This window comes from Hyella patelloides LEGE 07179, from assembly GCF_900659865.1.
GTDB classification, from domain to species: domain Bacteria; phylum Cyanobacteriota; class Cyanobacteriia; order Cyanobacteriales; family Xenococcaceae; genus Hyella; species Hyella patelloides.
The window spans coordinates 19,482-28,693 of sequence record NZ_LR213834.1; the positions used below are offsets into that span (position 1 = coordinate 19,482).

The 9,212-nt window shown below is 35.8% G+C and carries 6 protein-coding genes; 2 read left to right on the forward strand and 4 right to left on the reverse strand.

The features are described from left to right. Positions 1-91: 91 nt before the first annotated feature. Positions 92-2,134 carry an ABC transporter substrate-binding protein gene (locus H1P_RS12780; protein WP_144867647.1) on the reverse strand — a complete coding sequence of 681 codons (2,043 nt, stop codon included), beginning with the start codon at positions 2,132-2,134 and terminating at the stop codon, positions 92-94. Positions 2,135-2,759: 625 nt separating this feature from the next. After that, positions 2,760-5,726, reverse strand: coding sequence for a spondin domain-containing protein (locus H1P_RS38255; RefSeq protein WP_246141661.1), 2,967 nt, complete (start codon positions 5,724-5,726; stop codon positions 2,760-2,762). Between the two features lie 278 nt (positions 5,727-6,004). Between H1P_RS38255 and H1P_RS12790 the strand changes: the two genes are divergently transcribed. Continuing rightward, entirely contained in the window at positions 6,005-6,472 is a 468-nt protein-coding gene (locus tag H1P_RS12790) for a DNA phosphorothioation-associated protein 4 (RefSeq protein ID WP_144867649.1), read from the forward strand. Between the two features lie 76 nt (positions 6,473-6,548). Here the strand turns inward: H1P_RS12790 and H1P_RS12795 are convergent, their stop codons facing one another. Beyond that, on the reverse strand, positions 6,549-6,989 hold the full coding sequence (locus H1P_RS12795; protein WP_144867651.1) for a CPBP family intramembrane glutamic endopeptidase: 441 nt from the start codon (positions 6,987-6,989) through the stop codon (positions 6,549-6,551). 41 nt (positions 6,990-7,030) lie between these two features. Beyond that, on the reverse strand, positions 7,031-7,246 hold the full coding sequence (locus H1P_RS12800) for a hypothetical protein (RefSeq protein ID WP_144867653.1): 216 nt from the start codon (positions 7,244-7,246) through the stop codon (positions 7,031-7,033). Positions 7,247-7,648: 402 nt separating this feature from the next. On the opposite strand from H1P_RS12800, the gene H1P_RS12805 reads away from it, so the two are divergent. Continuing rightward, positions 7,649-8,794 carry a pyridoxal-phosphate-dependent aminotransferase family protein gene (locus tag H1P_RS12805; RefSeq protein ID WP_144867655.1) on the forward strand — a complete coding sequence of 382 codons (1,146 nt, stop codon included), beginning with the start codon at positions 7,649-7,651 and terminating at the stop codon, positions 8,792-8,794. Positions 8,795-9,212 lie beyond the last annotated feature (418 nt).

The window sequence follows — 9,212 nt, forward strand, 5'->3', positions numbered from 1 at the left end:
AAATAATATAATTAAAGACTTAACTTTAGGCAAACTAAAAAAATTTACAGAATAAAGATCGGTTTTAATTCAGATAAAAAGTTTTATGCATTTACTTATTTAATTTAAGCTCAGAAAATTGATACTTACCTGAATTTACCTCTGATTCTTTAATATAAGCTAAATCTACTTGACCAAAGCGATCGCCTTGCTTAAAAGAAAACTTTCCTGTTGCACCATCTACCACAAAATTAGGCTTAGTCATGACAGACTGTAATTTGGAACGAGTGTTAGATTTTTCTAAACCTTTGATAATGGCTAAAGTTGCATCATGGGCTGTCGCTGTTCGCCAACTGACTCTACCACCCCAATATTTTGTCGCGGAGTTCAGAAAACTGCTATTGGGATGGGCATCTGATAACCAAGGAGAAGGCAAAACCATTTCTGCAAAGGCATCTTGTCCTTGTTCAATCGTTTCAAAAGCATAGAGAGTGTGATTTCCTAATAAGGGTAATTGTTGCTGGTTAGCTTGAGCCACCAGAACGGCATGAACAATTCTTTTTACTGAGGGAACTAATAGTAAAGCATCAGAATCTTTAGCGATCGCTTGTTGAACTACCAGTTGAGGGTTAAAATCTCTTTGAGCAAAGTCACACTTAACTGCGGTCTCTCTTGCTCCATCGTTTGTCATTTCCGAAACAAATTCCTCAACAAAAGTAGTACTTGCAGAGCTATCAGAATCAAAACAGATAGTAATATTGCTTAAAGACTTAACTGAGGCATAATCAGCCAAGGCATTGGTAAGGGCTGTAACACTAAACGCTGTTCGCAAAATATACTTACCAATACCTGATAATTCGGTAGAGGAACTAGTAGGAGTAATCATCACCAAACCATGTTTTTGATACACCTTTGAACCAGCTAACGAAGCATCACTATCATTATGTCCTATTACGGCTAAAATACTTTTGTCGGCTACTAATTGTTCAGCCACCCGATCGATAATCTTAGGATCGTTATTATCATCAACAACTTGTACCAATAGCAGTTTTTGCCTGATACCACCTTTTTGATTGATTTCTGCTTGTGCTTGAGCTACACCACGCAAAATTTCCCAAGAAATTTCTCGATCTTTACCTAAAGGAACGCTTACGGCTATCTTCAGATGATCTTGAGTAATTGCTGCAATATTATTGAGATAAATTAAGGCTTCAGGATTATTTTTATTAATAGCTAAAGATTGTTGAAACTTATTTTTCGCTATCACCAATTCACATCTTGCAAAAGCAGACGAACCTTCATATAAAGGCATGACACTTTTGGGTTGAAGATGATTGTATTCTTGAGTTAATAATTTTTCCCCTAAACTCATGCGTGGGGATTGACGGCTAGTTAAGTCAACACATTGTTTTTGTTGTTGAGTGAGGGATTCAGTAGCAATGTTTGATTGAAAACTTTGATTCCAATTGATACTTCTGGTTAATAAATAGAAAACGAGAATAAATACTAATAACAAAAACCAAGGTTTTCTAAATATATTACCTTTTCTTTTATATTTACTGTCTAGATCAAATGTTGGAGAAAGTGCAGTTTGATGAATTAATAAGTCACTTGACTTTATGTTATAACCTTTTTGCTGATTATTACCTTGCGTAATCCTTTTTCGCTGAGATTTTCTATCTATAATTACCTGTTCATCTGGATCGATATCAGGCAGATCATCAAATCCTGCAAGACTATTAAAAATAGTTTGGCATTGTAGATTTGATAAACCTAATTCTTTTTGTAATTCACTTAAATAAACTTGCTCGTTATCAGTTATTTTACCATTTGTTATTTTGAGTGCCTCTTCTAAATTAACCTTATATAAAAGTTTTCTGATAGATAAAGTCAAATCATCTTGTTTAAACTCTTTTAATAAGCGATTTCTGATAATTTTTTCTATAACAAGTGCTTCTTTTCCTTGAGCAATTTTTTGTTTCGACTGTAAAATATATTGTAAAAGTTTCTTGGTCAATAAAGGCTGACCTTTTGTCCACCTCATGACTATCTTTGAGATTAATGTAGGGTTGTCTGATTTACCCAATCGGTGCATTTGTTGAGTAAATTCATCAAGATGCACTGACAGATTTTCTGAATGTGAATTTTGTCCCATAGAACCCCCGATATAATTTTTTACAATTACTATTAGTACAAGAAAATACTTATTTTTTAAATTTTTTGTATTTTACATCGAAATAAAGTGTGTTGGCATTTCTGCTTTGGCGATCGCCTTAATTCTCAAAAGTTCCCAGAGATTAAAAGTATATATTATTACTAATTGAAAATAGTTAATGGGGAAATATTAAACTGTTCGTACTAAAAAATTGAAAATTTTGTTGGTAAAAGCCTGCCAATTAGCGATCGCTACATTTTCTGTAACATAGCAGATATAACAAGCTAAAATTATCAATTTTTAAAAGAAAGCTGACAAAATAATCTAGTCTATGTAATTGATTAATCCTTTTTTTTTACTTCTATTATTAACTTGATCTATTTCTCCTGACTCTTGGCTACTGAATCGGTAACTTCTTGTTTTTCACTCTTCTTTTTGTTTCGTCAAACTCACCTTGATTAGTCAAGACATCCCCTAGATTAGAATCGTTTTCTATAGCATTGGTTTCTTCTAAAATCTCATATAAAAAAGTGTTATTTTGATTTTTTGGAAATCTATTTTCAATGTTAATTATCCACAAAAAAAGAAATAGGAAAAGCTCTTTTCCTATTTCTTAATCCTTTCTTTACATCTCTACTTCAATAGCTTCAAAAGCAACACCTTCCTCAATAAAATTAGGGAAATTCTCTCTAATACTTGCGCTTTCTGATTCTCCTGCAAACAGATAAGTACTAGGGATATCTTCGTTTTGAAAGCGAGTAAATTCCGCTCCTTGACCTGAACCTGCTTCATAGGCATAAAAGGCTAAACCTTCTTCAGTAAATTCGTTGGCAAAGTCTTGGTTGATGCGTTCTCTTTCTGATTCTCCCGCATACAGATAATTACCAGGGGAGAGATTATTTTGAAAACGATACTGAGCAATGAAATCTTCTCCTGGGTTGGCACTGGCGGTAAAAGCAGCATTGATAGTACCATCTTCTTGTTCGCCCTCCAGTTCAAAAATTTGGTTCAAGTCGGGATTATTGCGAATAGCATCTCTTTCCTGTTCATTAACATAGATGTAACTTCCTGAACCAAAGGTAGTATTGCGGAAGCGAAATAGTTCAGTAGTTTCTATTTCTTCCTCTTCTAGCATTAATTGCCCACGAATCGCACCAGCGGGAAACTCTTCTGTACGAACGTTCCAGTAAAGGTCGAGTTCTTCTCCTGCGTCTGTATTACGCATATCTGAGACAAATTCGTTGAGTGCAGCACTGGAAGGATCTGTTCTTTCCCAAACGCCAGTCAGAGTTACCGAGCCATCATCATTAGCCGTAACCGTTAAATCTTCATCTTGGTTGCCTGGGATATCTAAAACATCCCCAAATTCTGGTGCAACGGCATCAAATAAAGAAAAAACAACATCGCCGTTTTCTCCTGGAGGTGCGTTATTAATGTGTAAGCGAGTGACATCATCGCTAGTGTCTTCAGTTTGCGCGCCTCCTTCAATTAAGCCATTAGCACCAAAATCCAAACCAGAAACGGTCAAGCTATATTCTAAAGCATTACCAGTATCGTTAAGAGTAAGAGTTGAAGTTCCTGTAGCATCACTATCTCCTGCTTCTACTTCTTGTTCTCCATCTAAGGTAGAGATAATATTTACAGGGTCATCTATTGCAGAAACGGTAACACGAGCCAATTGATAACCCTCAGTAGTAAAATCAGCATTATTAAAAGCTGCTAGCGCGCCTTCTGTAGTGCCGTCTTCACTCAAGATTCTGCCGTCTTCGATAAAACCAGGATGAAATGTTACCACTCCATTTTCATCTTCTCCCGTGTTAGGTTCTGCTTGGGAGAAAAAAGCGGTATTCTCTGCTAATTCATCATTAACTTCTGTACCGCCGTCGAGAACTTGACTACCTCCAACAATAAAGTCAGCCCCAATAAAGTTACCTATCTCATCAAAAAGACGAAAATCCCTAGGACCTCCATTGGAAATGAAAGCATCATTAGAAGGAATTACCATCGAAGCATAGCTAAAAAACTGGCTGGTATCTGCTTGGCTATCAAGAGTAAAAGTTGCAGTTGCCGTTTCTCCAGGGTCAATGGGACCATCAATACCATCGCTTCCCCCAATAGTACCGTCAATAGCACCATCTTGGTTAGCAGTAAACTCGTTAGAAAAAGCAGCAGTATCGCCATCTTCGACTAAGCTTTCTAAACCAGAAGTAATCAATCTGCGACGATCATAAGTATCAAAGCCTCCATCATGAAAACCGACCCAAAAAGGAGTTAAAAATGTTCCACCCTCTGGAGCTAAATTTTCAATAGTTACGATGACTTCTGCAGGTTCAGGAGGATTATCTTCTTCATTATTTACTGCTAGTTGTCCGCGAATTGCACCTGCGGGAAACTCTTCGGTATGAACATTCCAATAAAGGTTTAAATCTTCATCTTCTGCACCACCCCTAATTTCGCCAACAAATTCACTTAAAGCAGTACTAGCAGGGTCAGTTTCTTCCCAGACACCAGTTAGAGTTACTGAGCCATCACTATTGGCTGTCACATTCAAATCTTCATCCTGGTTCCCTGGAATCTCTAAAACATTACCTAATTCTGCTTCAACAGTATCAAATAAGGAAAAGACAACATCCCCATTTTCTCCCGAAGGTGCATTATTGATCTGCAACCGAGTAACATCATCGCTGGTATCTTCTGTTTGCGCGCCTCCTTCAATTAAGCCACTAGCACCAAAGTCCAAACCAGAAACAGTTAAGCTATATCTCAAACTGTCTCCTGTGGTACTAAGGGTGAGGGCAGAAGTTCCTGTAGCATTTGCATCTCCCTCCTCTACTTCTTGTTCTCCATCTAAAATAGAAATAATCCTTTCAACATTAGCAAGAGGAAGAGGTGGTTCTTCACTACGTTCATCTAAAGATACTGTAATACGTGCTACTTGATAACCCTCAGCAGTAAAGTCGGCATTGTTAAAAGCTGCTGGTGCGCCTTCGGTAGTGCCATCTTCACTCAAGATTCTACCGTCTTCAATAAAACCAGGGTGACCCCCTACTACACCATTTTCATCTTCTCCTGTATTGGGTGTAGCTTGAGAAAAGAAAGCAGTATTTTCGGCTAACTCGTCATTAACTTCTGTACCAGCATCAAGAACTCGATTTCCCTCAAGGATAAAGTCAGTGCCGATAAAGTTACCTTCTTCATCAAAAAGACGAAACGCCCTAGAGTCTTCATTAGCAATAAAAGCATCATTAGAAGGAATTACCATCGAAGCATAGCTAAAAAACTGGCTGGTATCAGCTTCGCTATCAAGAGTAAAAGTAGACGTTACCGTTTCTCCAGGATCGATAATTCCTTCAAGACCTTCTCCTCCTGCAATAGTAACCTCAACAGTGCCATCTCTACTGGTCAAAAATTCTTCTGAAAATTGAGCAGTATCACCATCTTCGACGATCCTTTCCAAACCAGGAGTAATTGTTCTACGACGGTCAAAGGTATCGAAGTCTCCATCATGAAAACCGACCCAAAAAGGTGTTAAAAATGTTCCACTCTCTGGTGCTAAGTTTTGGATAGTTACTGTTACTTGAGTTTCAGCCATTTTGAATTGCCTTTAGATTATCTCTATAAAGTAAAAAACACTTTTGGCACTCTGTCTATAAGTTTGTAGTTAGCCGAATATCAAAAATGCTTATAAAACACATAAAACACAATGAAATATTAATTAAATCTTTCTAATGGCGGTGATAATCTCTATTTTTATGGGTAAAACCCGATTTTTTCCCATAAATCAATTCATTATCGCTCATATCGTCATAAATTGCTACATTTATTGATTTAGCATAACCTAGAAAAGAGATTAAACAAGTCTTAAACAAAATGGCATCACCCAGAGTTAAAGTGGCTAGAGATAAAGCGGATTTAGTACAAAAATTATTAGATACCAGAGGAACAACTGGTGTTTTTCAAACTTATGCCGATATTGTGATTTTTGCTGCTAGCTTGGGAATGCGCCATCACCAAAAAATTCCGCTTCAAGAAATATCCCAAAGTGAACCAGCACCCATAAGTTTAGAAGTATTTATCTCTCGTGGTTATGAATGGGTAATTAATTTAATTGCGATCTCTGATACGCAAGATACTCAAATCTTAGCAACGGATAATAGTGAGATAGAAGTTCAAAGAATTGCTATTTTAGAAGAATATGCTAATGGTGGTTTAGCAAAACTACGAGAAGAATTACGAGGCGCAGTAGATTACACAGAGCGTTTATTACTAATTTTAAGTGCAGAAAGATTTCCCATTCATAATAAAGAAGAAGAATTCGATCTCAGCCGATTTTTATAATTCGATACTTAATTAAGGAAATCATTTGAGCCAATCATTATAATAGTCTTTTGCAATAACAAAACTTTCAACATAATCAAGCAAATAAAAGATGCCAACCCACGAAAGCGATCGCTAAATCGGCTAAAATATGGCTTATATAACAAGCCCAAAAGCCTGCTCTTTCATAACAAGCTGACCAAATAACACCTGCTATAAATACACCAAAAGAGCTAACAATTGCCAGAATTGGATTTTGTAAATAGAAAAATAAAGCAATAATATGATGTAAAGTAAAAAACAAAGCAGAAGTAATAATTGCAATTAATTGAGGTTGAAAAAATCTACATTGACCATAGATAAAACCTCGCCATACACATTCTTCAATAAAAGAGTTAATAAAACTCCAGTATATTACTCCTAGAAAATAAATACTTGCTTTAGTAATTCCTGCTGCTGTTGCTTGATTGCGAACTTCCGTAATATTTAAAAATTTTTGACCAATAAACCAGTAACTAAGAATAATTACTACTGACATTATTAGACCTATTATAAAACCAAAATTAATTTGTTTAGTGCTTATTTTGGTAATTTAATTGCTTTTTTTTCAATTTTTAATCTCCAGAAAACAGGCAATAATACTAACCAGATTTTTGTCAGAGTAAAGAAAGATTGCCCTATTATTCCAGGAGCGATGTATGTTGCCATTGTTACTCCCATACTAGGAGCAGGAACAAGTAACCATAAAACTTGTTGCGCTTTGGTAACTGGATCGAAATTATTTTGAGATTTCATTGAAAATTAAAAAATTTTATAGCTAGGGCAAATTAAAGTAGAAAGTTAAAATCGAAGTCACTGAATCACGATGTCACCGAGTCAGAATATTTTAAGTTATTTAACATTTTTTTACATAGTTACATTTAATTTTGTCACTCTACTTAAAATCATTATTTTTTTATTAAAGTAACAGTTTTACAATTTTATTGTTGCAACAATAAAATTGTAAAAAATAGTTTTTAACTATACAGAAAATACCCCTTCATATATATCTATTGACAACAAACAATGTGTTTTTATTAACTTTAATTTGTAATTTTTAATCTTTAATTTTCAAATCGTAATATTCTTGCAGAAAGAAACAGCAATAAGATAGTATGAGCAACTTGTAATTCAATTAATTAGCTTATTGTAAGACTTATGGAAGATAAACATATGTTAATGATTCCTGGGCCTACCCCAGTACCAGAAAAAGTATTACTAGCTATGGCAAAACATCCCATAGGACATCGTAGCAGTGATTTTAGTAAAATTATTGCTGAGATTAATGATGGCTTGAAATGGCTGCACCAGACTAAAAATGAAGTGCTTTCGTTGAACGTTTCAGGTACAGGGGCAATGGAAGCTAGTATTATTAACTTTGTTAGTCCTGGCGATCGCGTTTTAGTCGGAGTAAATGGTAAGTTTGGCGACAGATGGGCGCAAATTTGTGAAGTTTTTGGCTTAAACACTACCAGAATCACCGCAGAATGGGGACAACCTTTAGATACAGAAGAATTTCGTACTCATCTTGAAGGCGATACTAATAAAGAAATCAAAGCAGTCATTATTACTCACTCTGAAACTTCTACAGGAGTACTCAACGATCTTGAAACCATTAATAAGTATATAAAAGACCACGGTACAGCTTTAAGTATTGTAGATGCCGTTACCAGTTTGGGGGCATACAATATCCCCATTGATGATTTGGATTTAGATGTTGTCGCGTCTGGTTCGCAGAAAGGTTATATGATACCTCCTGGTTTGGGCTTTATCTGTGTTAGTGATCGAGCATGGCAAGCTTATGAAACTTGTAAATTTCCCCGCTTTTATATGGATTTAGGCAAGTATAAAAAGGCTAATCTAAAAGCAAGTACCCCTTTTACACCTCCTGTTAATCTAATGTATGGCTTACAAACTGCCTTACAAATGATGCAACGAGAAAGCCTAGAAGGTATTTTTGCTCGTCACTTGCGTTTGACTAAAGCAACTCGTGCTGCGGTACAAGCTTTAGGATTGAAATTATTTGCAGCCGATGATTGTGCTAGTACTGCGGTAACTGCGATCGAGCCGTCTCCTCTCAGCGCAGAAGATATTAGAAAAATCATGAGTAGTAAGTACAATATCGCTCTAGCAGGAGGACAAGATCATCTTAAAGGAAAAATTTTCCGTATTGGACACTTAGGCTTTGTTAGCGATCGTGATGTGCTTACTGGAATTGCTTGTTTAGAGTCCACCTTGACCGAGTTAGGACACAAGGTACAACCTCAAACTGGAGTTAAAGCTGCTGCTGCGGTAATGGTATAGCTGAGCATTCAATGTCCAAACAAAAAAGCAATTAACAAATCAAGGAGTGAGACTTTTTCACTCCTTATTTATTTAGAAATCTCCATAAATTAGATTTTTAGTCTAGTTTTTCAATCGTTTCAGCTTAATTATGCGAGATTTCTCTTTAGTTTCTAAAAATGACTACTTGTAATTAGGATAAAAATTGAGTCAAAAAACGCATATCAGTTTTTTTTCAGAAGAAAATCTTTTAAAATCTCTTTCCGTATAGCGTTCAGGAATTTGCTTTCCCCGAAAAATAGAATTTTTAGAAAATTTCTCAAAAAAAGGGGTTGACTTTAGAAAATGAAAACCCTATATTGGTAAATGCGCGGTTGAGGGAAAACAAGCCCCGACAACGCTCAGAACCTAGACAAATCAATAGTTTGAAGACTTAAAA

Excerpts from the sequence above, each read along its gene's own strand:
- H1P_RS12780 (WP_144867647.1), bottom strand. The coding sequence starts at position 2,134 with ATGGGACAAAATTCACATTCAGAAAATCTGTCAGTGCATCTTGATGAA.
- H1P_RS38255 (WP_246141661.1), bottom strand. The coding sequence starts at position 5,726 with ATGGCTGAAACTCAAGTAACAGTAACTATCCAAAACTTAGCACCAGAG.
- H1P_RS12790 (WP_144867649.1), top strand. The coding sequence starts at position 6,005 with ATGGCATCACCCAGAGTTAAAGTGGCTAGAGATAAAGCGGATTTAGTA.
- H1P_RS12795 (WP_144867651.1), bottom strand. The coding sequence starts at position 6,989 with ATGTCAGTAGTAATTATTCTTAGTTACTGGTTTATTGGTCAAAAATTT.
- H1P_RS12800 (WP_144867653.1), bottom strand. The coding sequence starts at position 7,246 with ATGAAATCTCAAAATAATTTCGATCCAGTTACCAAAGCGCAACAAGTT.
- H1P_RS12805 (WP_144867655.1), top strand. The coding sequence starts at position 7,649 with ATGGAAGATAAACATATGTTAATGATTCCTGGGCCTACCCCAGTACCA.